Consider the following 23,665-nt stretch of genomic DNA (forward strand, 5'->3'; position numbering starts at 1 on the left):
GGGAGGGAACGAGGGTGGGGGTGATGCGGTAGATAACCGATGGACCCCTACCCCCAGCCCCTCCCCGCAAGGGGGAGGGGAGCGTCGCCGCTTGCCGAGGATATTCTGATGCGCTGTCCCTATTGCGGAAACGATGACACGCAGGTCAAGGACAGCCGGCCGACCGAGGATTCCAACGCCATCCGCCGTCGCAGGATCTGCAATGCCTGCGGCGGCCGCTTCACCACCTTCGAGCGCGTGCAGCTGCGCGAGCTTCTGGTGATCAAGAAATCCGGCCGCAAGGTGCCGTTCGACCGCGACAAGCTCTCCCGCTCGGTGAACACCGCGCTCAGGAAGCGCGACGTCGAGCCCGAGCGCGTCGAGCGCATGATCTCGGGCGTGGTGCGTCAGCTCGAGAGTCTCGGCGAGGCCGAGGTCACCTCCGACCAGATCGGCGAGTTCGTCATGGAGGGGCTCAAGGGTCTCGACGACGTCGCCTTCGTGCGCTTTGCGTCGGTGTACAAGAACTTCTCCACCCCCGACGACTTCCGCTCCTTCCTCACCGAACTGGGCGACGACGAGCGCAACCGGCCCAGCCGCGACGATTGAGTTTGCGGCTTTGCCGGGCGAAGCGTATTCGGATGGCAGAAGTTCATAGACTAACACCAGACTTTCCCCGGACCATGGCCCAACCAAAACCCCGAGATCCAGCGCAGCCGCGTGCCGCCAACCAGCGCGGCGCCGCCCGCCTCGCCGCCGTGCAGGCGCTCTACCAGATGGATGTCGGCCGCGTGTCGCTCGAGGATACGCTGAGCCAGTTCAGCGCCATCCACGCCGGCCGCGAGGTCGAGGGCGAGGAATATCTCCCCGCCGACGCCGACTTTTTCCGCCAGATCGTTCAAGGGGTTATCAAGCACCAGCTCGAGCTCGACCCCGCCGTCGACAACGCGCTGGTCGACAAATGGCCGGTCGCCCGCATCGATGCGACCCTGCGCGCCATCCTCCGCGCAGCCGCCTTCGAGCTGCTGCGCCGCAAGGACATCCCGGTCCGCGTCGTCATCACCGAGTACGTTGATGTTGCTAAGGCTTTTCACGAGGACGACGCCTCCAGGATGGTCAACGCCGTGCTCGACCAGATGGCCAAGACCGCCGGGCGCGACAACGAGCCGACCAAGCCAAGGTAGGATGAGATGGACGAGCAGACGCACCCCGTAGGCTCGCCCGTCCGCAATATCGGCCTGCTCGCCGTGGCGCAGGCGATCCTCGGCTCCAACCAGGCGATCATCATGTCGATCGCGGCGCTGACGGCCGCGACGATGGTGGCCGACAAGGGCTTTGCCACCATTCCGGTGACGCTGATGATCATCGGCACCGCGGTCGCCACCGGCCCGGCGGCGCTGCTGATCCACTCGCTCGGCCGCCGCGAAGGCCTGATGCTGGGGGCCGCGCTTGCGATTCCTGGTGGACTGCTCGCGGCACTGGCGGCCTGGCTCGGCCAGTTCTGGCTGTTCTGCCTGGCGCTAGCGGTGCTCGGCATCCCGGCTGCCTTCGGCAACCAGTATCGCTTCGCCGCGGCCGACAGCGTGCCGCCCAATCTCAAGTCGCGGGCGATCTCGTGGGTGCTGTTCGGCGGTGTGGTGGCCGGATTTCTGGGGCCCCAGATCGCCGCCAATACCCGTAACTGGCTGCCCGGGCACGAGTTTGCGGCCACTTACCTGATCATGGGCCTCCTGGCGCTGGTCGCCATCGCGGTGATCAGCCGGACCCGGCTGGCGCCGACCGTGAAGCGCGCCGAGGACCGCAAAGGCGGCCGGCCGATGCCGGTTTTGCTAAGAGATACAAGCATCTGGGTGCCGATGCTGGTCGCCGCGATCAGCTATTCGCTGATGGTGCTGGTGATGGTCGCGGCGCCGCTGGCCATGGTCTATGTCTGCGGGCACACCACGGAGGAGGCGGCTTTCGCCATCCAGTGGCACATCATCGCGATGTTCGCGCCCAGCTTCGTCACCGGCTGGATCATTTCCAGGATCGGGGCGCGGCTGACGGCGGCTATCGGGCTGTTGCTGATTCTATGCGCGGCCGGTACGAACCTGCACGGCACCAGCGTGCTGCACTTCGATATTTCGCTGATCCTGCTGGGTGTTGGCTGGAATTTCGGATTCATCGCCTCAACCGCGATGCTCTCGACCGCCTACCGGCCCGAGGAGGCGGCCAAGGTACAGGCGGCCAATGAGCAGGTGGTGTTCGGCGTTATGGCCATTGCCTCGATCGGCTCCGGCCTGCTGCTGCAACTGGTGGGCTGGCAGGCGATCAACCTGCTGGCGATTCCCGTGGCCGGCGCGGCAATCCTGGCGCTGGCCTTTGTGGCGCTGCGCCCCGCTGGCGCCGCCGGCTTGCCACGGTGATGAACGGCTTCTGAACGACGATGAACGGGTTCTGACCGACCCTGCCGTCGAGTCAAACGCGATTGTCATCCCTGCGAAAGCAGGGATCCATGGCGCAGCAAGTGCGGGCTGAGAGTTGGACCCCTGCTTTCGCAGGGGTGACATCGTGCGTGGGAAGAGCCCGAGGCCCCTAGATCGAATCGAGGATCGAATCGAGGAAGGTGCGGTCCTGGCCGAAGGATGGGGTGCGGCGGCTCTCGATGGTGAACATCTTGCCGTCCTTGACGCCCAGCCGCTCGGTATCGACGACCTTGTTGTTCTTGTCGAAGTAGATGACGAGCAGGGTGCGGTCCTTGCTCAGTTCCATGCCGAACGCGGTCTGCTGCACCTTCTCGCCCAGATAGTACCAGGCGGTCTCGGTGGCGAAGCTGTTGGTGATCTGCGGCGAGCCCAGCACGGCGGTGACCAGCTGTGCGCTCTGGCCGACGCGAATCTGCGCTACGGCATCCTCGGAGATCGAATAGCCGCGCTGGCGCTGCTGGGTGACGCTCATGCCGCTCGAGCAGGCCGAAAGCGTGAGGCCAAGCACCACCGCGGCAGTGATCGGGAGGAGGCGGGTATTGACGGTGCGCAGAGGCATCAAATTTGACTTTCCCGATCGCTGTCCACTAATAGCACGGCCTTGGCCGGGCGGGACTGTTTAGCTGTCAAAGGCGCTGGCTGGCAAGCTGGCAGCATCCTTGGCCCAAAACCCTTCCACACCGGTAAACCTGACTACCCCTGAACTAGCGGACGCGACGGATGATATTGAACTTGTTCAGGAAAAACCCGGCGACTGACGCCGTGTACGCGGTCTACCGAGCCATTGTGGCGCAATCCCGGCAGCCTGTGTTCTACGCCGAGTGGGGTGTTCCGGACACGGTGACCGGCCGTTTCGACATGATCTCGCTGCATATGGGCCTGGTTTTTCATCGCCTGAGGGGCGAGGGCGGCAAGGCCGCCGAGTTCGGCCAGGCGCTTTTCGATCTGTTCTTCAAGGACATGGACCGCTCGCTGCGCGAGATGGGGGCAGGGGACCTTGCCGTACCCAAGAAGGTGCGCAAGATGACCGAGCTCTTCTATGCGTTGATGACCGGCACCAACGAGGCGATCGAACGCGGCGACCAGCCGGGCGTCGAAGCTGTGCTGACCCGCAATGTCCTTGCTGAGACCGCCGACGGTGATGCCGCTGCGCTCGCGGCCTATTTGATGAAGCAGCATGCGGCGCTCGCAGCCCAGCCGCTCGACGCCATTACGGGCGGCCAACTCGACATGGCGGTGGCGGCATGAGCGGTCCGGCGCCGTTCCGGCTGGCCGATGCCGGCATCCGACTTGATTCGATGCCCACCAACGGCCGCGATCTCGACCTGGTGGTGGGCGCCGAGGATCGGCTGGCCATCGCCGGCCAGCTGGACATCACCGCCGTCGAAAAGCTCGAGGTGAAGCTCCATGCCGTACGCTTCAAGGGTGGCATCCGCGTCACGGGCCGGCTCTGGGCCACCGCCGTGCAGCCATCCGTCGTCTCGCTCGAACCGGTGACCCAGGAAATCGTCGAGCCGATCGACCGCATCTTCCTGCCCGGCGGCGAGAAAGCCTATGCCGGGCCCGCCGACGCCGAAATTTTCGTCGACCTTGAAGGCGACGACATGCCCGACCATTTCGAGGGCAACGAGGCCGACCTATCGAGCCTGATCGTCGAGACTCTGGCGCTGGCGCTCGACCCCTATCCGCGCCTGCCCGACGAGACGGTCGGCGAGCTGCCCGATGACGGCGACACGGAAGCCGACCTTCCTTTTGCCGGGTTGAAGGTGCTCAAGGGCGACAAGGAATAAGCCGCTTCTCCCACCCATCCGGGTGAGGTAAGCGTTTGAACGTTGAGAGCACCGTTCCCGCGAGGGGACGACGGACAGTACCCGCGATGAGCGAATCGATCCGCATTTCCGTCGACGCCATGGGTGGCGACAAGGGCCCCCGCGTCGCCGTCGAAGGCGCCTACCTGTTCTGGCGCGAGCGCAAGAACGTGAGCTACATTTTCCATGGCCGCGAGGCCGATATCGCGCCGCTGATCGCGCAGTTCCCCGAACTCGGGAAGATCTCGCGAATCGCTCCGGCCGAGGTGGTGATCTCGATGGAGGAAAAGCCGAGCCAGGCCCTGCGCAAGGGCCGCGGCACCTCCTCGATGTGGAACGCCATCCAGTCGGTAAAGGATGGCGAGGCGGATGTCGCGATCTCGGGCGGCAATACCGGCGCGCTGATGGCCATGGCCACCTTCTGCCTGCGGCCCATCGAGGGCATTTCCCGCCCGGCCATCGCCGCTATCTGGCCGACGCTCAGGACCGACATCATCGTGCTCGATGTCGGCGCGACGGTCGGCGGCGATGCCAAGCAGCTCACCGACTTCTCGATTCTCGGCGCCGCGCTTGCCCGCGCCCTGTTCGACCAGGAGCAGCCCACCGTAGGCCTGCTCAATGTCGGCACCGAGGAAATGAAGGGCCATGACGAGGTCAAGGATGCGGCCCGCATCCTCCAGGCCGCTTCGGGCGAGGGCTTCCTCTACCACGGTTTCGTCGAGGGCGATGATATCGGCAAGGGTACCGTCGACGTGGTGGTGACCGAGGGCTTTGCCGGCAATATTGCGCTCAAGACCGCCGAGGGCACCGCCCGGCAGGTCGGCACCTATATCCGCAATGCGCTGAGGGCCGACATCGTCTCGATGCTCGGCGCCGCCATTGCCGGGCAGGCGCTCGATGCGCTGCGCCGCAAGCTCGACCCGCGCAACATCAATGGCGGCGTGTTCCTCGGTCTCAACGGGCCGGTGATCAAGTCGCATGGCGGCACCGACGAGATCGGCTTCAAGGGCGCGCTCGGGCTGGGCTACGAGATCGCCCGCAACCGGGTGATGGACAAGATCGCCGAGGGCATGCGCCGCTTCCCCACCCTCAACGCTACCTCGGTGCCCGCCGCCGAGCTGGCGCCCGTTACCGAACCCGAGGCCAAATCCGCGTGACCGACAAGAAGACCATCATCCGCAGCGTCGGCGCCTACTTGCCGGCGCGGGTCATGAGCAATGACGAACTGGCCAGGACCGTCAATACCTCCGACGAATGGATCCAGCAGCGCACGGGGATCAAGCAGCGCCACATCGCCGCCGAAGGCGAACTCACCTCGGACCTCGCCGCCGCCGCCGGCAGGAAGGCGCTGGAAAATGCCGGTCTCGAAATCGGCGACATCGACCTGATCATCGTCGCGACCACGACGCCCGACATGACCTTTCCGGCGACCGCAGCGGTGGTGCAGCAGAAGCTCGGCATGCACCACGGCGCCGCCTTCGACATCCAGGCCGTATGCTCGGGCTTCGTCTACGCGGTTGCGACCGGCGACTCGTACCTCAAGAACGGGCTGGGCAAGCGCGCGCTGGTCATCGGCGCCGAGACCGCCACCCGCATCCTCGACTGGACCGACCGCACCACCTGCGTGCTGTTCGGCGACGGGGCAGGGGCGGTGGTGATGGAATTGGGCAAGGCCGGCGACGAGCGCGGCGTGCTTTCAACCGCGCTCCGCTCGGACGGGCACCACTGGAACAAGCTCTATACCGATGGCGGGGTGTCCTCGACCCAGTCCATGGGCCATGTCCGCATGGAAGGCCGCGAGGTGTTCAAGCACGCGGTCGGGATGATTACCGACGTCGTCTACAAGGTGCTCGAGGACACCGGCCACACCATCGAGGATCTCGACTGGTTCGTGCCGCACCAGGCCAACAAGCGCATCATCGACGGCGCCGGCGTAAAACTCGGCCTGCCGCCGGAAAAGGTGGTGGTGACGGTCGATCGCCACGCCAACACGTCGGCGGCTTCTGTTCCGCTGGCGCTGCACACGGCCGTCTCCGACGGCCGCATCAAGCGCGGCGACCTGGTGATGATCGAAGCCATGGGCGGCGGCTTCACCTGGGGCGCCTCATTGATCCGGTGGTAGCTAGGCGGGCTAGGGTTTTGCCTTTTCGATGGCTTCTGCCATCCGCTGCCGCCAATCCGGGCCGGTGGCGCGGAATTTCTCCACGGTGTCCGGCGCCAGACGTAGCGTGACGGCTTCCTTGGCATTTGGCAGCTTCGGCCGGCCGCGGCCGCGCTGGATAGCCTCGTACATCTCGGGGAATACTTCGCGGAACGGCTTGGCTTGAGCTAGTTCCTCGTCGGTGGCATCGAAATCATCCGGGTCTTCGGCGATCTGAGCCTGGATTTCGGCCTCTTCCTCGTCGGTAAGGCCATGTATTTTGCGATTGCTCACAGCTGACTCCGTTCTTTGCGGCTCGCGCGACGCATCGAGATGATCGAAAGGGCCTCGGCACCGAGTGGCTTGAAGATCACGGCGATTTTCTGCTCGCTGAAATAGCCGACCGCCTTCAGCCGCCCGAGCTTGGTCGGCATGATTGTCGCTGCCTCGAAGAACTCGATATCCAGCGCCGCGAAATCAAGGCCGCGACGCTCGAGGTTGCTCAGCCGCTTGGGCTCGTCCCAGATAATCCTGATCATTATCCGTACACGTAAAATGGTTTGGGTTCAATCCGAGGCCAATGATGCCCCGAATCCCCATTCATGCGACAGTCACACCATTGATCCCTAAGCCAGATTGCCACTCGGGCGGGGGCGCGTTAAGGTTTCGACATAATCCGTAGGTGGGGGCGCCTGGCGGAACCTACCGCGATGGAAATAACAGAGGGGCGGAAATGGTTCAGAGGACGGTGACGCGCGCGGACCTTGCCGAGGCGGTCTACGAAGCGGTGGGCTTGTCCCGCACCGAATCGGCGGAGCTGGTCGAACGCGTGCTGGACCTGATCGGCGATGCGCTGGTCGAGGGCGAGAACGTCAAGCTGAGCTCATTCGGCTCCTTCCACGTGCGCTCCAAGAACGAGCGCATCGGCCGCAATCCCAAGACCGGCGAGGAAGTCCCGATCCTGCCGCGGCAGGTTCTGGTGTTCAAACCCAGCAACGTGTTGAAATCGAAGATCAATAAATCTATGGTTCGGGCTGGAAAATAAGCGCTTTTCAGCACGGGTGAGTCGCGTTGGAGAAGTCTCCGGACGCCTTTAGGACCATCTCGGAAGCGGCCGACGAGCTCGATCTGCCGCAGCATGTGCTGCGCTTTTGGGAAACCCGCTTCTCCACCATCAAGCCGCTCAAGCGTGGCGGCGGCCGGCGCTATTACCGGCCGGAGGATGTGCTGCTGCTCAAGGGCATCCGGCACCTGCTCTACGACCAGGGTTTTACCATCAAGGGCGTGCAGAAGATCCTCAAGGATCAGGGCGTGCGTTATGTCATCGGCATCGGCGAGGGCCGGCCGGTCGAGGCGCTGCCCGAACCCACCGCCATGCCGGAAGGCGAGCCGGAGTTCGACGAGGACTTCACCTCGGAGTCCGCCGTCATGCCCGAGGTGGAGGCCGTGGCCGGTGAAGCGCCGCAGCCGGCGCCAGCACGCCTGAAGCTGCCGAGCTTCCGTCCGCAGCCCAAGCCCGCCGGGCTTACCGGCGCCGACCGCGACAAGCTGTCGGACGTGCTGCGCGAACTGCTCGATTGCAAGCGCCTGCTGGAGCGGGCTCGCGAGGGCTGACCATATCGGCTCGGCTGGACCTCGGGGCCGGCAGTCGCTAAGCCTCTGCCATGTCCAGGACCACTGCCGCGACGCTGGCTCTTGCCAAGGCTGGTGTCGCTTTCACGCTGTTTCCCTACGAGTACGATGCGGATGCGCCCCGCATCGGGCTGCAGGCTGCCGAGGCGCTCGGGCGTGCGCCGGAGCAGGTGTTCAAGACCCTGATGGCCGAGGTGGACGGCAAGCCCGTATGCGTCGTCGTACCCTCGGATGGCGAGGTGAGCATGAAAAAGCTCGCCGCCGCTTTCGGTGGCAAGTCGGCCAACATGATGAAGCCGGCCGATGCCGAGCGGCTGACCGGCTTCAAGGTTGGCGGCATCAGCCCCTTCGGCCAGCGCCGGAAGGTGCCGACCGCCATGGACGAAACTGCCGAGTTGTTCGACGAAGTGCTGATCAACGGCGGACGGCGCGGCCTGCTGATCGGTCTTGCGCCGTCGGACGCGGCGCGGGCGGCCGAGATGAAGCTTATCGACCTCATGGCGTGACAGCGGGCGATCCGGCACAAATCCTGTCCGGAGGCCACCATCGCCCCACGTGCGCAGCGCTGGCCCTCAAATTGCCGCTTGCCTCGCTACCGTTGATTTTGTAGGGCATGCCGCAGTGTCGGGGTGTAGCGCAGCCTGGTAGCGCATTTGTCTGGGGGACAAAGGGTCGTCGGTTCAAATCCGGCCACTCCGACCATTCTCCCCCCAAGTTCAGAGGTTAGCGGTTTGGATGAAGCGATAAGCGATCCGCCGGCTGACGAGATGTCCCTGGTGATCGCGGCGCTCGAGCGCTGGCCGATTGCCGCCGGCGGGCAGCCGACTCTCGTCAATCTCTCCGAAAACCATACCTTTCGCGTCGACGGGCAGGGCGGCGGCCGGCATGTGCTGCGCCTGCATCGGCCGCGCTACCAGTCGCGCGCCTCGATCGGTAGCGAACTGAGCTGGCTCGAGGCCATCACCGACGAGACCGAGATTCCGGTGCCGCGCCCGATTCCCGGCGCCGACGGGCAGATCGTGCAGGAGGTGGCGCCCGAGCGCTTCGCCGCCGTGTTCGCCTTCGAGCGCGGCAGCGAGCCACAGCCGGATGCCGATCTCGTGCCGCTATTCGCAACGCTGGGGCGCTACGCGGCGACCTTGCACAATCACAGCCTGGGTTGGTCGCAGCCGGAAGGCTTCGTACGCCCGATCTGGGACGCGGTCGGCATCCTCGAGCCATCGGGCCTGTGGGGCGACTGGCGCAAGGCTCCGCATGTCCAGGGCGAGACGCTCGAGACGCTGGCGGCGCTCGATGCGGCCCTGCGTACGGACCTTGCCGCTTACGGCACCGATATCGGGCGGTTCGGGCTGATCCACGCCGACATGCGGCTCGCCAACCTGCTGGTCGACGGCGAAGAGACCGTGCTGCTCGATTTCGACGATTGCGGCTTCGGCTGGTTCCTCTACGACCTCGCGGCGAGCCTCTCGTTCATCGAGACCTCGCCGCAGGTGCCGGCGCTGATCCGCGCCTGGCTCGCCGCCTACATGGAAATCCGGCCGCTGACCGCCGACGACATCCGGATGATCGATGCGCTGATCCTGCTGCGGCGCATGGCGCTGCTCGCCTGGATCGGCTCGCACGCCGAAACCGCGCTGGCGCAGGTGCATGCCGAGCGGTTTGCACTGGACACGGCAACTCTTGCACGGAAGTATCTGAGCCGCGGATAGGCGGGCCGAAGGGGACGCCGTGCGGATACTCGCTGTCGCCGACCTCCATTATGCGCTGCCCCAGTTCGACTGGTTGCTGCGAGCGGCGCGGCACTATGACCTCGTCATCATTGCCGGCGATCTGCTCGACGGCGCATCCTTCGTCACCACCAGCGCGCAGATGGTGGTGGTGCTGAAGTATCTCGAGCGGCTGCGCGAGCTGACGCCGCTGCTGGTCTGCTCGGGCAACCACGACCTCAACTCCGCCTATTCGAGCGGCGAGCGCTATGCCCGCTGGGTGCCCTATGCCCGGAGCGCCCGGGCGCATACCGACAATGACACGCTGGAACTCGATGGCGTGAGCTTCACCATCTGCCCATGGTGGGATGGTGACATCGCCAAGGGCAAGATCGGCCGGCAACTGGGCGAAGCGGCACTGAAGCGCGCCGCGCGCTGGTTCTGGGTCTATCACGCCCCGCCCACCGATGCGGCGGTGAGCTGGTCGGGCAGCCGCTCCTATGGCGATGCGGAACTGGCACGCTGGATCGCCGAACACCGGCCTGACATCGTGTTCGGCGGCCACGTGCATGAGGCGCCCTTCGTACGCAACGGCTCGTGGGCCTCGCGGCTGGGTGGGACCTGGGTGTTCAATCCCGGCCGGCAGGTCGGCGACATGCCGACGCACATTGTCGTCGATACCGAGCGCAACGCGGCGGCCTGGTTCTCCTTCGAGGGGGCAGGGGTGGTGGATCTGGCGCTGGATGCCGCGCCGCGGGAAATGGAGGAACTGCCCGACTGGGTGCCGGTGGGGTAGGGGCGGCGGCCGCTGCGAGCTACAGCCGCGGATCCGACTTCAGCGCCGAACCTGCTGGTGCCGCGCTCTGCTGCTGGTTGACCAGCGCCTCCAGCACCTCGTCGACCATGCCGAGATGGTCGGTGCGGTCGGCGAACTGCGCCTTCACGTCGGCGAGGTAGGTGGTGGCGTCGATCAGGCGTCGCGCGAGGATGCGGGCGACGTGGAACACGATCTCGGGTCGCATCTGCAGGAACGATTCGGCGTCCTCGATGCGGTGGACGATCACCGGCTCGATGGCGCGCACCGTGGCGCTGTGCGGCCGGCCGAGCAGGGCGGAGATTTCGCCGAACACTGCACCCGGCTCATCGACCAGCGACACACGCACATCGCCGCGCAGCACTTCCACGGCGCCCTCGACGAGGATGAACAGCAGGCCGGAGGTCGGCCCCTCGGTGATGAGCAGGTCACCGGTGTCGTAGCGGGTGGTGCTGAGTTCCTTGGTATGGGCCAGCACGGCCTGCAAGGAGGTATCCTGTGCGTCCATCATCGCCCCCCGTCACAAATCGATCATGCGCCGGAAGCCCGACGCACGCAATTCGCGCGTAGCGATAACCAGATATGCGGCAGCGTTACTGCGCCAGCGCCCGCTTCGGCACGACGATGGTGTCGCCCGGATAGATCGGGAAATCGAGGTCGACCGCGCCGCGCACCATCTGGTTGCCCTGGCGGCGATAGACATAGGCGTTCTTCTCGCTCGCATCGTCGGTATAGCCGCCGGCCGTGCTGATCGCGGCGCGCACCGTCATGCCGTAGACATAGGCGAACTGGCCGGCATTATCGACTTCGCCCTGGATGAAGAACGGCCGATAAGTCTCGATTTCGACTGCGACACTTGGCTCGCGAATATAGCCCTGCGCCAGCGCGGCGGTGATCGCCTTGGCAGTCGCCTGGGTGGTCTTGCCGCGCACCGGCACCGGGCCGACCAGCGGCAGCGACAGGGCGCCGGCATCATCGACCGAATAGCTCTTGGTCAGCTCCGCCTCGCCATAGACCGACACGCGCACGACATCGCCCGTATCGAGCAGGTAGGGACCCTTCACCTCGACCAGATAGGTCGACGCCCTCGGGCTCACCGCGCAGGCGGACAGGGGGACGACGAGCAGCAGGAAAATCAATCGCAGCCAGCGCATGGCCTAACCCAAAAACACTCTGATCAGTGTCCTGAGCATCGGGCGCTTATGGTTAACATTCCGCTTACCGGCGCCGGACCGTTTTGCAAATTGCACCGACTTAACCGAATGTTGACCACGATGGGGTCATAGCTCGCAGGGTCATTTGCGAGGGTTGCCCTTGAATCCCGATGTCGAGAGCGCCGCTGGCCAGTCGACCGAAACCGCCGCTGTGCGGCGCTTTTCGCTGGCCCGCATCCTGCGCATTGCGTTGGTGACCGCGCTGGCGCTGGCTGTCACGACCACTGTGCTGATGCTGGTGCCCAGGAGCTACGAGTCGACGGCCAGCCTGTTGGTTGCCGCGCAGGGCGAGGCAGGCGCCGCCGATTTTGACGCCGTGATGTCGAGCCGGGCCGAGCTCATTACCTCACGCGACCTGCTGCTCGAGGTGGTCGATGCCGAGAACCTGCGCTCCGAGCGCGAGTTCACCGATACAGGCTTTGCGCCGGTGTCGCTGCTGATGCGGCTCATGGGGCAGGGCGGCGATGCCCGCTCGCTCGACGAAACCGTTCTCGCCAATCTCGCCGATCGCGTGAGCGTGGTGCGCGAGCGTGATTCGGCACTGCTGTCGGTGGTCGCGCGTTCCGGCGACCCAGCGCTATCCGCCCGCATCGCCAATGCCGTGGCCCGCGGCTATGTGAACCGCCGCGCCACGCAGGCGCTCGCCGAGGCGGCGGACGCCAGCGCCTGGCTGCAGCAGGAAATCGAGAAGCAGCGCGGCAAGCTGCGCACGGCCGAGGCCGCCGTCGCCGACTATCGCTCCGAGCACGGCCTGCTGCTGAGCGGGCAGGGCGACAGCGAGGTCACCACCGTCTCGTCGCAGATCGCCGAGGCGCAGGCGCGCCGCAATTCCGCCGAGGCGCGCGCCAAGGTGGTCCGCGACCTCATCGCGGCGGGCCAGCCGCTCGATGGCGTCGCCGACGTGCAGAAGTCGGGCGTGGTGCAGGGGCTGCTCCAGACCAAGGCCGGACTGTCGGCCGAGCTGGCGCAGAAGTCGACGACGCTGCTCGCCAACCACCCCACCATCAAGGCGCTGCGGAGCCAGATCGCCGCGGTCGACAGCCAGATCGCCACCGAGGGCGCCAAGGTCGCTGCCGCGCTCGACGCCGAGGCCAAGGTCGAGGCCGATCTCGAACAGCGCCTGCGCGGCGAGCTCGAGCGCGCCAGGCTCACGGCCGGCGATGCGGCGGCGAACGGCGTCACGCTGGTCGGTCTCGAGCGCGAAGCCCAGGCGCAGCGCGACCTGCTCGACAGCTACCTCGCCCGCTACGCCGACGGCGTGTCGCGCGGCGGCTCCACCGCACCGGCCGATGTCCGCCTGGTGTCGGAGGCCACGCCGGCCGCCGAGCCGGCTTCCCCGAACGTTCCGCTCACCCTGGCTGCCGTTGGTCTCGCCGCGCTGGTGCTGCAGGTCGGCGCCGCCATGCTCGGCGACCTGGCTCCGCCGCGGATAGCCCCGACCGAGCCGGTTGGGGACGCCTCCGCAAGGCCCCGGGCTGTGCCCGGGAGCACCGCGAGCGATCTCGAGGCCGAGGACGATGCCCGCCTCGAGTGGGCTGCGCAGGACATCCTGTTCGACGGGGAAGATATCGATGACGTAGCGGTCGAGGAACTCGACATCGAAGCGGCGTTCGCGGCTGAAGACGAGGCCGGTGAAGGGTTCGAGCCTTTCGCCGCCGCCCCCGAGCCGGCTTCGACGCCTGTGGTCTCCGACGAGCTCACCGCGCTCGCTGCGGCCGTGACGACGCAGCAGTTGCGCACCGTGCTGCTTGCTACGGTCGGCAGCGGCATGGGTGTCGTCCCCGTGGTCGAACGGCTGCTCGCGGAAACCATCATCGCCGACCTCAGCGCCGTGGTCGTGGATGCTGCCAGCGGCGAAGTCTCGTCTGCCGCCGGCCTCACCGATCTCGCGGCTGGCCGCGCTGACTATGGCGAGGTCGTGCAGCGCGCTGCCGAGAACCTCGCCGAGGTGCAGTGGGGCCGGCTGCCCGCGCTCGACACGCACTCTTCCCGCCCCCTCACCCTGATCGAGGCATTGGCCGACATCTACCATGTGGTGATCGTCGATACCGGTGGCGCCGACGCCGAATCGAGCCTGCCGCTTTTCTCCGGCGCGCGCGCCACGGTCGTGCTGGTCGCGGGTGACGACGCCGGCCCGGTCGCCATCGGCCGCGCCCGCCGCGCCATCGGTGCACTTGGCTTCACCCTGGGCCGCGTCGTAACACTGCCGACCGTGCAGGCGGACGTGGCATAGGCCGGATGGCGGAACTCAAGGACAGCTTGGTCGGCGCCGCCTTCGATCTGCTCTGGGCGAGCCAGCTCACGCGCCTCATCCGCCGGCAATCGAAGGCCAAGGGCATCATCCTTCGCCTCGATCGCGTGCTGCCCGATGATCCCGCCGATTTCGCTCCGAACGCGGCCATGCAGGTCAAGCCCGAGTTCCTGCATCAGCTGATCCTCCGCCTCCGCGAACTGGGGCTCGATATCGTCGATCTCGACGAGGCGGCGCGCCGAACCGAAAACGACGATCCGACCAAACGCTTCGCGGTGCTGACCTTCGAGGGCGCCTGGCGCGACACGCAGCACTACGCGCTGCCCATCCTGAGGCGGTTGCAAACCCCGTTCACGCTGTTCGTGCCCACAGCACTGGTCGATGGCGTCGGCGAGGTCTGGTGGCTGGCGCTCGAGGAGATCGTTGCCGGTCAGAATGCGCTCGCCGTGATGAGTGGCGGGGAAACCGAGTATTTCGCCACCGCGACCACAGACGAGAAGCGGCGCGCCTATCGCAGCCTCTATCGGCGCATGCGCGCGATGCCCGAGGCGGATCGGGTCAAGCTGATCCGAGATCTTGCCATTCAGTATGGCTTCGACCTTTCCCGCCACTGCCGCGAGCTGGTGCTGGACTGGTCCGACCTGCGCAGCTTCGCCGCCGAGCCGCTCTGCACCATCGGCGCCGGCACGGTGCACGGCTATGAGCTGAGCAAGCTCGCGCCCGCCGATGCGCGCAACGAGATGGAGCAATCGCTCCGCATCCTCAGGGCGCAGTTCGGCAAGACGCCGCTGCACCTGAGTTATCCATTCGGCGAGAAGGATTCGGCCGGTCCGCGTGAATTCGCCATAGCCCGCGAACTGGGCCTGCACACCGCGGTGACCACTCGGCCCGGCGGTATCTACGCCGCCGATCGCCACGCACTCCATGCTCTGCCGCGGGTGCGATTGAATGGCGCGCGGCAGGCGAAGCGCTATGCCGACGTCTATGCCACGCCCGGCGTGTTTTCGCTGCTGCGTCGCTAGGCTATGGAAGCTATCCCCTTTGTTCCAGGTGATCGATGTCTGATCTGATCGTTGACGGTGCGCGGCCCATTTCCGGCACCATCCGCCCCTCCGGCAACAAGAATGCCGTGCTGCCCATGCTGTGCGCGACGCTGCTCACCGACGAGGAGGTGACGCTCACCAACGTCCCCGAGATCAGCGATATCGACAAGCTGGTCGAGTATTTCCGCTCCAAGGGCTCGGCTGTGTCGCGCGACCTCAGCGCGCAGACGCTGACCATCAAGCACGATTTCGCCGCCTTCGCCGCCTCCGACGCCGAGCTGCCGGTAGGCATCCGCGCCGCCGTGCTGCTCTTGGCGCCGGTGCTGCTGCGCTCCGACTTCCTGATCTTCGACACCGAGGCCAAGGGCTGTGCGCTTGGCGTACGCGAGATCGACCCGCATCTCGAAATCCTCGAGCGCTTCGGCGGCGTGATCGCCGGCACCCATCCCTATCGCATCGAGCGGCGCAACGAGATTCGCGGCGCCGACTTGTGGCCGGACTACGCTTCGGTCACCGCCACCGAAACCTTCGCCATGATTGCGGTGCTGGCCAAGGGCACCTCGCATCTCAACAATGCCGCCTCCGAGCCGCATGTGCAGGCGCTGTGCGAGATGCTCGCGTCCATGGGCGCCGACATCGACGGCATCGGCACCTCCAAGCTGACCATCCGTGGCGTCGGGCGGCTCAGCGGCACCGTGGCGCGCGTGCCGGACGACCACCACGAGGTCGCGACCTTCCTCGCCATCGGCGCGGTCACCGGCGGCCGGCTGACGGTGGAGACCGACATGGGTCCGCACATGACGCTGATCCTGCGCCAGCTCGGCAAGCTCGGCCTCCAGTTCGAGGTCGAGGAGGGGCGGATCACCGCCACCGGCTGGACGCGCGAGATCACCGAACCCTACACCGCCGAGATGCTGCCCAAGATCGAAGCGGCGCCGTGGCCCTATTTCCCCGCCGACCTGCTGCCGCATGCGGTGGGCATCGCGGTTGGCTGCACCGGCGACATCATGTTCTGGAACAAGGTCTACGAGGGGGCGCTGGGCTGGAGCGCCGAGCTGCTGAAATTCGGGGCGCGCGTGCACCTGTCCGACCCGCACCGGTTGATCGTGTTCGGCGGCAACCGGCTGCGCCCCGCCACGGTCGAGGCGCCCTACATCATCCGCGTGGTGGTGGCGCTGCTGCTGGCGGCGATCCAGATCCCCGGCGAGTCGCGCATCAAGAATGCCGACCCGATCCGGCGGGCCTATCCGCATTTCGTGGAAAAGCTGAGCGCCCTCGGGGCGGGCGTGCGCTGGGAGTAGGGGCGGTCAGTGTCTGTGCCAAAAACTCGGTGTCATTCCGGCGCCGGCCGGAATCCATCCTGAGGTAGTCGCTGCCATCGACAAAGGTTGAAAGACCTCAGGATGGGCCCCCGGCCTGCGCCGGGGTGACCCTGTGGCGGGGAGGGATCGTGAGCCTCTACTTGTCCGGCTTGGCCATCCAGCGGATGATCCACGTCGCCGGGAAGAACCAGCCCATGCCTATGGCGGCGAGAACGCCGATCAGCAGCCACCAGGCGGCCGCGGTGAGGAAGCTCATGTAGATCCACATGCCCAGCACCGACCAGACGATCAGCGAGCCGAGGATCAGGAACAGGCCAAGGAGCTTGCGGGTCGACTGGGTCATCTGCTCATCGGGGTAATGTGATGGATGCGGCAAAGGCGGCCATTGTCTTGCAGCCCGGCCGGGAGTAGGGCGGGCACAAAGGAATGCCAAGTTGACCATCAGCGCAACCGCTCAAACCGCCACATCCCCCGCAACCGGCGACCGGCTGAAGCCGGTGCGCGTCTGGCTCTATGTCATGGCGCTGCTCGTGCTCGCCATGGTCGTGGTCGGCGGCGCCACCCGGCTGACCGAATCCGGACTGTCGATCACCTCGTGGAGGCCGATCTCGGGCACCATCCCGCCGCTGTCGGATGCCGACTGGCAGGCCGAGTTCGAGGCCTACAAGCAGATCCCGCAGGGCGTCCAGAACAGCTGGATGGGGATAGAGGACTTCAAGTTCATCTTCTGGTGGGAATGGGCGCACCGCTTCCTCGGCCGCTTCCTCGGCTTCGCCTTCGCCGTTCCCTTCGTGATCTTCCTCGTCCAGCGCCGCTTCACCCGCGACCTCGCCTGGCCGCTGGCCGGCCTGTTCCTGCTCGGCGGCTTCCAGGGCGTGCTCGGCTGGTGGATGGTGTCGTCCGGCCTCACCGAACTGACCTCGGTGTCGCAATATCGGCTGGCCGCGCACCTCTTCGCCGCCTCGCTGCTGTTCCTCGCGCTGATCTGGGTGGCGCGGCGGCTCGAGCCCGTGAAGGTCGCGTCCAGTCCTGGCTGGGCCGGCTGGGGCCTGCTGCTGCTCATCGAGCTACAGATCGTCGCCGGCGCCTTCGTCGCGGGCATCGATGCCGGCATGGGATACAACACCTGGCCGCTGATGGACGGGGCGCTGATCCCGCAGGGGCTCGACGCCATCGATCCGCTGTGGCGCAACCTGTTCGAGAACGCGCTGACGGTGCAGTTCATCCACCGCATGATCGCCTATGTCGTCGTCGTCTATGTCGGCTGGCTGTTGTGGCGGCAAGGCCGGCGCGGCGGTTTCGGTGGGGTGAATGGCTGGCTGCCGCGCATCGGCGCGCTGGTGGCGCTGCAGGTCGTGCTCGGCATCGCCACGCTCCTCGCCATGGTCCCGATCTCGCTGGCGCTGGGCCACCAGGCGCTCGCGTTCATGCTGGCGGGCGCGGTGATCGCCTATCTCGCGGACGCCACGCCGCGGCGGAGCTGAGTTCGCCTCCCACTCGATGTCATCCCGGCGCAGGCCGGGATCCATCCTGAGATGCCTCTGCAGTCGGTAGATATAGTTTCGACCTCAGGATGGGCCCCGGCCTGCGCCGGGGTGACTCCGTGGAGGAGGAGAGATCAAATGAAATCAAGGGCTTAGCATGTGGTATAATAATACCCATCACGCAAGCCATTGAAATCACGCGTAAAAATCTTCCCGCTTGACGTCCATCCATCTCGCCCGTATATCCGCGCCACGAAATCCGTGGCATGGGTCACCTGTCCGCCGCCTTCCTCAAGGAAAACAACAATGAGCACCTTCTCGGTAAAGCCGAGCGAGATCGACAAGAAGTGGGTCCTGATCGACGCCAAGGATCTGGTCGTCGGCCGTCTCGCCTCGATCATCGCGATGCGCCTGCGTGGCAAGCATCTGCCGACCTACACCCCGCATATGGACATGGGCGACAACGTCATCGTCATCAACGCCGACAAGGTGAAGCTGACCGGCAAGAAGCTCGACCAGCGCCGCTTCTTCTGGCACACCGGCCACCCGGGCGGCATCAAGGACCGCACCCAGCGCCAGCTGCTCGAGGGCCGTTTCCCCGAGCGCGTGCTCCAGAACGCCGTGCGCCGCATGATCCCCGAGGGTCCGCTCGGCCGCAAGCAGTACGGCAACCTGCGCGTCTATGCCGGTGAGGCCCACCCGCACGAGGCCCAGTCGCCGGTGAAGCTCGACGTCGGCTCGTTCAACTCCAAGAATGTGAGGGCCAAGTAATGGCCGAGACCATCAATTCGCTCGAAGACCTGGGCACCGCCAACGTCGCTGCTACAGTCGTCAACGAGGCTCCCGTCCACGTCCAGAAGCTGGACAAGGAAGGTCGCGCCTACGCCACCGGCAAGCGCAAGAACGCCATCGCCCGCGTCTGGATCAAGCCGGGTGCCGGCAAGATCACCGTCAACGGCAAGGAGTTCAACGCCTTCTTCGCCCGCCCGGTGCTCCAGATGATCCTGCAGCAGCCGATCGTCGCCGCCTCGCGCGTCGACCAGTACGACGTGATCGCCACCGTTTCGGGCGGCGGTCTCAGCGGCCAGGCCGGTGCGGTTCGCCACGGCATCAGCCAGGCGCTGACCCACTACGAGCCCGAACTGCGCGCCGTGCTCAAGAAGGGTGGCTTCCTGACCCGCGACAGCCGCGTGGTCGAGCGTAAGAAGTACGGCAAGGCCAAGGCCCGTCGTTCCTTCCAGTTCTCGAAGCGCTAAGTCTCGAGATTTCAGTTTTGCACGAGGGGCCGGAGCGATCCGGCCCCTTTGCTTTTGGGCGCAGCTCTCGCTTCACACGGAAGGACGCAATTGCCCGCCGGGTCATCCCCGCGAAAGCGGGGACCTCCGTTTGGCTGCGCGTACGGAAAACAGAGATTCCCGCTTGCGCGGGAATGACCCGCGCAAAATTGATCTCCACAGCAGCCCAGCCCGCACGTAATAAGCCCGGCGCGTGCCTGCGCCGGTGCGCCGCCTTGCGGCCTGCTTGGCCCCACGGTACCGATGGCGGCACGAATAACAGAGCAGCCAATGCCGCAGCCAACGCCTCGCACCGTTCTCATCGTCACCGACGCCTGGCACCCGCAGATCAACGGGGTGGTGCGCTCGATCGAACTGGTGGCGGCCGAGATGGAAAAGCGCGGCATCACCGTCAAGATGCTGACGCCCAACGCGTTCAAGACCTTTCCCATGCCCGGCTACGGCGAGATCCGGCTGAGCCGCACGCTGATGAAGCCGGTCTACGCGAAGATCGAGGAAGCCGGGGCCGACGCCATCCACATCGCCACCGAAGGCCCGCTCGGCATCATCGCCCGGCGCTGGTGCCGGCGGAACAAGGTGCCGTTCTCGACCGCTTATCACACGCAGTTCCCGGAATATCTGCGCGCCCGCCTGCCGGTGCCGCTGCGCTGGAGCTATCGCTTCCTGCGCTGGTTCCACGGCGCCGCGAAATACTGCCTCGTCGGCACGCCGCACCTCAAGACGCTGCTCGAGAATCGCGGCTTCTCCAATGCGGTGATCTGGCAGAAGGGCGTCGACACCGCGCTGTTCAACCCGGCGAGGCGCAGCACGCTGCCTTATCCGGGTCCGGTTTTCCTCTATGTCGGCCGTGTGGCGGTGGAAAAGAACATCGAGGCCTTTCTCGGCCTCGACCTGCCCGGCACCAAGCTCGTGGTCGGCGGCGGCCCCAGCCTCGAGCGGCTGAAGGCCGAGTATGCCGATGTCACCTTCCTCGGCCCCAAGCAGGGCGAGGAACTGGCAGCGCTCTTCGCCTCTGCTGATGTCTTCGTATTCCCCTCGAGGACCGACACCTTCGGGCTCGTACTGCTCGAGGCGCTGGCCAGCGGTACGCCCGTCGCCGCCTACCCGGTCACCGGCCCGATCGATGTGATCGGAGACGCTCCCGTGGGCGTGCTCGACGCGGACCTCCGTACCGCCGCGCTGAAGGCCCTCGACGTCTCGCGCGAGGAATGCCGCGCCTATGCCGAGAATTTCTCCTGGGCCGCCAGCGCCGACCAGTTCTTGAGCTATCTGCCGACGCGCGACAGGGCGTGATGCCTTGACCAAGCCCCAATCCGCCCCTAAAGCCAGAGGATACCTCGCCAAGGACGGGTCGATGACTCAGGGAGTAGCAGCGCCAATCGCAGCGGCCGGCTTTGCAGCCGGAGTGCTCGCGCGCGCTAAGGCCCCCGCTCGCTAGCTCTCCCCGATGGCCGCCGGGCGGCCGGGGAGAGCGGAACCAAACGAGCCAAGTGGCGTAGCCGCCGCTTAACCGAGTCAAAACCATAATTCCGCGATAATCGGCATCCCATGAGAGGGTTGCGTGCACCCCGCTAGCGTGCGTCGCGGGTCCAGAGGTTCCAATGAACGACTTTCACCGTATCCGCCGCCTGCCGCCTTACGTCTTCGACCACATCAACCCGATCAAGGCGCGGCTGCGTGCCAACGGCGTCGATATCATCGACCTCGGCATGGGCAACCCGGACCTGCCGACGCCGCAGGCCATCGTCGACAAGCTCAAGGAGACGGTGAAGGACCCGCGCACCCACCGCTACTCCACCTCGCGCGGCATCCCCGGCCTGCGCAAGGCCCAGGCGAGCTACTATGGCCGTCGCTTCGGCGTGAAGCTCGACCCCAACACGCAGGTGGTCGCGACGCTCGGATCCAAGGAAGGTTTTGCCAACATGGCGCAGGCGATCACCGCGCCGGGCGATGTGGTGCTGGTGCCCAACCCGACCTATCCGATCCATTCCTTCGGCTTCATCATGTCCGGCGGCGTCGTCCGCTCCATGCCCGCCGATCCGAACGAGGATTTCATGCGCGCGCTGGATCGGGCGGTTCGCCACTCGATTCCCAAGCCGATCGCGCTGGTGCTGAACTACCCGGCCAACCCGACCGCCTACACCGCCACGCTCGACTTCTACAAAGAGGTCGTAAAGTACTGCAAAGAGCACGACATCTTCATCCTCTCCGATCTGGCCTATGCCGAGATCTATTTCGACGAAGACGTGCCGCCGTCGGTGCTCGAAGTACCCGGCGCCATCGATATCAGCGTCGAGTTCACCTCGATGAGCAAGACCTACTCGATGCCGGGCTGGCGCGTCGGCTTCGCCGTCGGCAACGAGCGGCTGATCGCGGCGCTGGCGCGGGTAAAATCGTATCTCGACTACGGCGCCTTCACCCCGATCCAGGTCGCGGCGGCCACCGCGCTCAACGGCGACGACAAGGTCATCGAAGAGGTCCGCACCATTTATCGCGACCGCCGCGACGTGATGGTCGAGAGCTTCGCCCGCGCCGGCTGGCACATCCCGTCGCCCAAGGCGACCATGTTCGCCTGGACTCCGATCCCCGACCAGTTCGCCCATATGGGCTCGCTCGAGTTCGCCAAGCTCCTGATCTCGGAGACCGGCGTCGGCGTCGCCCCTGGCGTCGGCTTCGGCGAGTATGGTGACCAGTATGTCCGCCTCGCGCTGGTCGAGAACGAGCAGCGCATCCGCCAGGCCGCCCGCAACATCAAGAAATTCCTCGCCGGCCAGCCGACCCACGGGAATGTGGTGCCGCTCACTTCGGCGAAGTAGTCAGCCGTCTCCAGACGCTGCGCCCGTGCGGCGGCGGGCGTGTAGCACTTGCACCACGTCGACTGTGTCGCTTCCATAGCGGAAGATGATCACGTAGGCGTGGTGCGGCAAGCTGCGGAGGCCATCGCCGAGTTCGGGGCGCGGTCGTCCGAGCGTGCCGGGAAGTCCAGCAAACTTAAGCATGCGGGCCTCAAGCTCGCGGACGAACTGCTCTCCGGCGCGATCATCACCCGTCCGCTGGTAGAGGTAGCGCGCAATGGCACGGACTTGTGCCCGGGCACGACCGCTGAAGCGAACCGCGCTCACTTCTTCGGCGTGAAATCGGGCGCGTCTTCGTGCAACGTGCTGTTCGCGTAGTCTACGACCTCGTCAGCGGAGTACCAGACATCCTCGGCGATGGTCGCCGCCAGGCTGTTCTTCAGCGCCTGAAGCTGCGCCTCTTCCGCCTCGACCCGCCGCAAACCATGACGGATCACCTCGCTGGCCGAACCGAACCGGCCGCTCCGTACCAATTCGTCCACAAAGGCTTCCCAGTGCTCGCCTATGGATACGTTCATGACGCTCTCCCGCACAGCTCAAAATAACATAAACTGCGCAAAGATTGACATCAAGCCAGGGTGCTGATCGGACACAGCGCAGCGGTTCACACTTGCCCAAATAAGATGACTGTGATTATCAGCTTTCGGTTTCAACCGAGGGCCATATCATGTTCCGCCGCTTCATCGCTGCCGCTGCACTGCTGGTCGTCGCGATCGCGCCGGCTGCCGCGCAATCCTTTCCTGTCATCATAGAACACGCGCTCGGCGAGACCACGATCCCGGCCGAGCCCAAGCGCATCGTGACGCTCGGCTGGTCCTCGACCGACGCCGCCATCGCCCTCGGCACCGTGCCCGTGGGCATGCCGAGCTTCCGCTCGGAAGGCTGGGACAGCGACTACACGCCGTGGATCGAGGAGGCCGTCACCGCCATGGGCGCGCCGTTGCCTGAGGCCTTCGACGACACCGGCGGCGCGCCGATCGAGAAGATCGCCGCGCTGAAGCCCGACCTGATCCTCGCCGTCTATTCCGGCATCACCGGCGACGAGTACAAGCTGCTGAGCCAGCTCGCCCCGGTCGTCGCCTATCCGACGACGCCGTGGACTGCCTCGTGGCAGGAGGTGATCACCATCGCGGGCAAGGCCATGGGCAAGCCTGACGAGGGCAGGGCGCTGGTCGCCGAGCTCGAGCAGTTCATCAGGGACGAAGCCGCCAGGCACCCCGAGATGGCTGGGCTGAGCGCTGTGACGCTGCTCGACTACAATGGCGCGGCAGCCATCCACTCGGCCGACGATGCGCGCGCCAAGCTGCTGGCGCTGGCCGGCCTTACCATCCCGGAAAAGCCCGAAGCGGCCGGCACAACGGAAGGCTTCTGGTATCCGCTCAGTTACGAGAATTTCGACCGGATTCCGGCCGATGTGCTGATCCCGTTCTTCTCCACCAGCGAGGCCGGTGCCGAGTGGCTGGGCCGCAGCTACGTACAGTCGGCCCCGCAGATCGCCACGGGCGCCTACGCGCTGATGGACGACCGCATGCTCAACATGTCCGTCATTTCCTCGAGCGCGCTGTCGATCGAATGGGGCATCCCGCGCTATTTCGAGCTGATCGCAGAAGCAGCGCGAAAGCTGGGGAAGTAGGGCTATTTCCATCAATCCTATTGA

29 protein-coding genes and 1 tRNA gene are annotated in these 23,665 nt (G+C 65.9%); 22 read left to right on the top strand and 8 right to left on the bottom strand.

The genetic code is table 11. The annotated features are described in order from the left end of the window. The first annotated feature begins 108 nt into the window (after positions 1-108). The 3 genes from nrdR (at position 109) to AC3A6I_RS06970 (ending at position 2,384) form a co-directional block, all read left to right on the top strand. A complete protein-coding gene (gene nrdR / locus AC3A6I_RS06960) occupies positions 109-588 on the top strand; it encodes a transcriptional regulator NrdR (protein WP_487542893.1) in 480 nt (159 codons plus the stop codon). A gap of 74 nt (positions 589-662) precedes the next feature. Beyond that, positions 663-1,163, top strand: coding sequence for a transcription antitermination factor NusB (gene nusB / locus AC3A6I_RS06965; RefSeq protein WP_487542895.1), 501 nt, complete (start codon positions 663-665; stop codon positions 1,161-1,163). Between the two features lie 6 nt (positions 1,164-1,169). Beyond that, entirely contained in the window at positions 1,170-2,384 is a 1,215-nt protein-coding gene (locus AC3A6I_RS06970; protein ID WP_487542897.1) for an MFS transporter, read from the top strand. Positions 2,385-2,553: 169 nt separating this feature from the next. On the opposite strand, the gene AC3A6I_RS06975 is transcribed toward AC3A6I_RS06970, so the two are convergent. Beyond that, a complete protein-coding gene (locus AC3A6I_RS06975) occupies positions 2,554-3,003 on the bottom strand; it encodes an outer membrane protein assembly factor BamE (protein WP_487542899.1) in 450 nt (149 codons plus the stop codon). Positions 3,004-3,164: 161 nt separating this feature from the next. Here AC3A6I_RS06975 and AC3A6I_RS06980 point away from each other — a divergent pair, with 161 nt between their 5' ends. The 4 genes from AC3A6I_RS06980 (at position 3,165) to AC3A6I_RS06995 (ending at position 6,374) form a co-directional block, all read left to right on the top strand. Next, positions 3,165-3,692: a ubiquinol-cytochrome C chaperone family protein gene (locus AC3A6I_RS06980; protein ID WP_487542901.1), complete on the top strand. Its 528-nt coding sequence runs from the start codon at positions 3,165-3,167 to the stop codon at positions 3,690-3,692. Further along, the gene (locus AC3A6I_RS06985) at positions 3,689-4,234 is read left to right on the top strand and encodes a YceD family protein (protein ID WP_487542903.1); all 546 of its coding nucleotides are present in this window, start codon (positions 3,689-3,691) and stop codon (positions 4,232-4,234) included. Before AC3A6I_RS06980 ends, AC3A6I_RS06985 begins: the two co-directional genes overlap by 4 nt. Positions 4,235-4,320: 86 nt before the next feature. After that, a complete protein-coding gene (gene plsX, locus AC3A6I_RS06990; protein ID WP_487542905.1) occupies positions 4,321-5,409 on the top strand; it encodes a phosphate acyltransferase PlsX in 1,089 nt (362 codons plus the stop codon). After that, positions 5,406-6,374, top strand: coding sequence for a beta-ketoacyl-ACP synthase III (locus tag AC3A6I_RS06995; RefSeq protein WP_487542907.1), 969 nt, complete (start codon positions 5,406-5,408; stop codon positions 6,372-6,374). Before plsX ends, AC3A6I_RS06995 begins: the two co-directional genes overlap by 4 nt. 9 nt (positions 6,375-6,383) lie before the next feature. Here the strand turns inward: AC3A6I_RS06995 and AC3A6I_RS07000 are convergent, their stop codons facing one another. Together AC3A6I_RS07000 and AC3A6I_RS07005 are read right to left on the bottom strand one after the other, a co-directional pair. After that, entirely contained in the window at positions 6,384-6,686 is a 303-nt protein-coding gene (locus tag AC3A6I_RS07000; RefSeq protein WP_487542909.1) for a BrnA antitoxin family protein, read from the bottom strand. Then, the gene (locus AC3A6I_RS07005; protein ID WP_487544997.1) at positions 6,683-6,928 is read right to left on the bottom strand and encodes a BrnT family toxin; all 246 of its coding nucleotides are present in this window, start codon (positions 6,926-6,928) and stop codon (positions 6,683-6,685) included. The genes AC3A6I_RS07000 and AC3A6I_RS07005 overlap by 4 nt, the downstream gene beginning before the upstream one ends. A gap of 197 nt (positions 6,929-7,125) precedes the next feature. Between AC3A6I_RS07005 and AC3A6I_RS07010 the strand changes: the two genes are divergently transcribed. The 6 genes from AC3A6I_RS07010 to AC3A6I_RS07035 all read left to right on the top strand — a co-directional run bounded on the left by AC3A6I_RS07010 (position 7,126) and on the right by AC3A6I_RS07035 (position 10,526). Further along, on the top strand, positions 7,126-7,437 hold the full coding sequence (locus AC3A6I_RS07010; RefSeq protein ID WP_487542911.1) for an integration host factor subunit alpha: 312 nt from the start codon (positions 7,126-7,128) through the stop codon (positions 7,435-7,437). Positions 7,438-7,463: 26 nt separating this feature from the next. Continuing rightward, on the top strand, positions 7,464-8,006 hold the full coding sequence (locus tag AC3A6I_RS07015) for a MerR family transcriptional regulator (RefSeq protein ID WP_487542913.1): 543 nt from the start codon (positions 7,464-7,466) through the stop codon (positions 8,004-8,006). A 50-nt stretch (positions 8,007-8,056) separates the two neighbouring features. After that, a complete protein-coding gene (ybaK, locus tag AC3A6I_RS07020) occupies positions 8,057-8,530 on the top strand; it encodes a Cys-tRNA(Pro) deacylase (protein ID WP_487542915.1) in 474 nt (157 codons plus the stop codon). A gap of 119 nt (positions 8,531-8,649) precedes the next feature. Next, a tRNA-Pro gene (locus AC3A6I_RS07025) sits at positions 8,650-8,726 on the top strand. Between the two features lie 29 nt (positions 8,727-8,755). Continuing rightward, positions 8,756-9,733, top strand: a complete 978-nt coding sequence (locus AC3A6I_RS07030) for a phosphotransferase enzyme family protein (protein ID WP_487542917.1) — start codon at positions 8,756-8,758, stop codon at positions 9,731-9,733. Positions 9,734-9,752: 19 nt separating this feature from the next. Further along, positions 9,753-10,526 carry a metallophosphoesterase family protein gene (locus AC3A6I_RS07035; protein ID WP_487542919.1) on the top strand — a complete coding sequence of 258 codons (774 nt, stop codon included), beginning with the start codon at positions 9,753-9,755 and terminating at the stop codon, positions 10,524-10,526. A gap of 19 nt (positions 10,527-10,545) precedes the next feature. Here AC3A6I_RS07035 and AC3A6I_RS07040 read toward each other — a convergent pair whose 3' ends face one another. Together AC3A6I_RS07040 and AC3A6I_RS07045 are read right to left on the bottom strand one after the other, a co-directional pair. After that, positions 10,546-11,052 (bottom strand): Crp/Fnr family transcriptional regulator, encoded by a 507-nt coding sequence (locus tag AC3A6I_RS07040; protein ID WP_487542921.1) that lies wholly within the window; start codon positions 11,050-11,052, stop codon positions 10,546-10,548. Positions 11,053-11,137: 85 nt separating this feature from the next. Beyond that, positions 11,138-11,698 (bottom strand): polysaccharide biosynthesis/export family protein, encoded by a 561-nt coding sequence (locus AC3A6I_RS07045; protein ID WP_487542922.1) that lies wholly within the window; start codon positions 11,696-11,698, stop codon positions 11,138-11,140. A 160-nt stretch (positions 11,699-11,858) separates the two neighbouring features. Here AC3A6I_RS07045 and AC3A6I_RS07050 point away from each other — a divergent pair, with 160 nt between their 5' ends. Genes AC3A6I_RS07050 through AC3A6I_RS07060 form a run of 3 tightly spaced genes read left to right on the top strand, consistent with a single transcriptional unit; the run spans position 11,859 to position 16,353 of the window. Further along, positions 11,859-13,991: a GumC family protein gene (locus tag AC3A6I_RS07050; protein WP_487542924.1), complete on the top strand. Its 2,133-nt coding sequence runs from the start codon at positions 11,859-11,861 to the stop codon at positions 13,989-13,991. Between the two features lie 5 nt (positions 13,992-13,996). Continuing rightward, positions 13,997-15,031 (top strand): polysaccharide deacetylase family protein, encoded by a 1,035-nt coding sequence (locus AC3A6I_RS07055; protein ID WP_487542926.1) that lies wholly within the window; start codon positions 13,997-13,999, stop codon positions 15,029-15,031. Positions 15,032-15,066: 35 nt separating this feature from the next. Continuing rightward, on the top strand, positions 15,067-16,353 hold the full coding sequence (locus AC3A6I_RS07060) for a UDP-N-acetylglucosamine 1-carboxyvinyltransferase (RefSeq protein ID WP_487542928.1): 1,287 nt from the start codon (positions 15,067-15,069) through the stop codon (positions 16,351-16,353). Between the two features lie 157 nt (positions 16,354-16,510). Here AC3A6I_RS07060 and AC3A6I_RS07065 read toward each other — a convergent pair whose 3' ends face one another. Continuing rightward, the gene (locus tag AC3A6I_RS07065; protein WP_487542930.1) at positions 16,511-16,717 is read right to left on the bottom strand and encodes a DUF2842 domain-containing protein; all 207 of its coding nucleotides are present in this window, start codon (positions 16,715-16,717) and stop codon (positions 16,511-16,513) included. A gap of 91 nt (positions 16,718-16,808) precedes the next feature. Here AC3A6I_RS07065 and AC3A6I_RS07070 point away from each other — a divergent pair, with 91 nt between their 5' ends. The 5 genes from AC3A6I_RS07070 (at position 16,809) to AC3A6I_RS07090 (ending at position 21,969) form a co-directional block, all read left to right on the top strand. Beyond that, positions 16,809-17,858, top strand: a complete 1,050-nt coding sequence (locus AC3A6I_RS07070) for a COX15/CtaA family protein (RefSeq protein ID WP_487542932.1) — start codon at positions 16,809-16,811, stop codon at positions 17,856-17,858. A gap of 306 nt (positions 17,859-18,164) precedes the next feature. Beyond that, positions 18,165-18,629 (top strand): 50S ribosomal protein L13, encoded by a 465-nt coding sequence (gene rplM / locus AC3A6I_RS07075; protein WP_487542933.1) that lies wholly within the window; start codon positions 18,165-18,167, stop codon positions 18,627-18,629. Continuing rightward, positions 18,629-19,114 carry a 30S ribosomal protein S9 gene (gene rpsI / locus AC3A6I_RS07080; RefSeq protein ID WP_487542935.1) on the top strand — a complete coding sequence of 162 codons (486 nt, stop codon included), beginning with the start codon at positions 18,629-18,631 and terminating at the stop codon, positions 19,112-19,114. The genes rplM and rpsI overlap by 1 nt, the downstream gene beginning before the upstream one ends. A 309-nt stretch (positions 19,115-19,423) precedes the next feature. Then, positions 19,424-20,446 (top strand): glycosyltransferase family 4 protein, encoded by a 1,023-nt coding sequence (locus tag AC3A6I_RS07085; RefSeq protein ID WP_487542937.1) that lies wholly within the window; start codon positions 19,424-19,426, stop codon positions 20,444-20,446. A 308-nt stretch (positions 20,447-20,754) separates the two neighbouring features. Then, positions 20,755-21,969, top strand: a complete 1,215-nt coding sequence (locus tag AC3A6I_RS07090; protein WP_487542939.1) for an LL-diaminopimelate aminotransferase — start codon at positions 20,755-20,757, stop codon at positions 21,967-21,969. On the opposite strand, the gene AC3A6I_RS07095 is transcribed toward AC3A6I_RS07090, so the two are convergent. Together AC3A6I_RS07095 and AC3A6I_RS07100 are read right to left on the bottom strand one after the other, a co-directional pair. Beyond that, positions 21,970-22,275: a type II toxin-antitoxin system RelE/ParE family toxin gene (locus AC3A6I_RS07095; RefSeq protein WP_487542941.1), complete on the bottom strand. Its 306-nt coding sequence runs from the start codon at positions 22,273-22,275 to the stop codon at positions 21,970-21,972. Continuing rightward, positions 22,272-22,526, bottom strand: a complete 255-nt coding sequence (locus tag AC3A6I_RS07100; protein WP_487542943.1) for a type II toxin-antitoxin system ParD family antitoxin — start codon at positions 22,524-22,526, stop codon at positions 22,272-22,274. The genes AC3A6I_RS07095 and AC3A6I_RS07100 overlap by 4 nt, the downstream gene beginning before the upstream one ends. A 149-nt stretch (positions 22,527-22,675) precedes the next feature. On the opposite strand from AC3A6I_RS07100, the gene AC3A6I_RS07105 reads away from it, so the two are divergent. After that, the gene (locus AC3A6I_RS07105; protein ID WP_487542945.1) at positions 22,676-23,641 is read left to right on the top strand and encodes an iron-siderophore ABC transporter substrate-binding protein; all 966 of its coding nucleotides are present in this window, start codon (positions 22,676-22,678) and stop codon (positions 23,639-23,641) included. Positions 23,642-23,665: the final 24 nt, after the last annotated feature.

Source organism: Devosia sp. Soil_C_22 (assembly GCF_057657195.1).